The sequence below is a fragment of the Pseudarthrobacter phenanthrenivorans genome (assembly GCF_000813845.1).
Taxonomy (GTDB): domain Bacteria; phylum Actinomycetota; class Actinomycetes; order Actinomycetales; family Micrococcaceae; genus Arthrobacter; species Arthrobacter phenanthrenivorans_B.
This window is the reverse complement of sequence record NZ_JWTB01000083.1, coordinates 1-259: the sequence shown is the minus strand read 5'-3', so window position 1 is coordinate 259 and position 259 is coordinate 1. Positions and strand designations below refer to the sequence as shown.

Sequence of the window (259 nt, the reverse complement as noted above, 5' to 3'; positions counted from 1 at the left end):
ACCCATTTTCGAGTGCGGAAGGTGATGTCTGTGATGCTCATCGCGTCGGCCTAGGAAAGGGTGTGGAGGAACTGGAAGCTGCGGAGCACGTCCCGGATGGGGCCTTCGTTGTCCGCTGGCTCATTGGTGAGGATTGTGTCCTGTTCCAGAACCCACCAACCCTCGAAATGGGCTGCACCGAGCTGGCTGGCAATGGTGCGGAAATCTACGTCGCCGTCGCCCAGAGGCACGTAGACGCCCTCCCTGACAGCGTCTGTGT

The 259-nt window shown here is 60.2% G+C and carries 1 pseudogene; it reads right to left on the bottom strand.

What is annotated here, in order from left to right:
* Window positions 1–50: 50 nt before the first annotated feature.
* A pseudogene (locus RM50_RS20950) lies at window positions 51–259 on the bottom strand (inosose dehydratase); the annotation flags it as partial.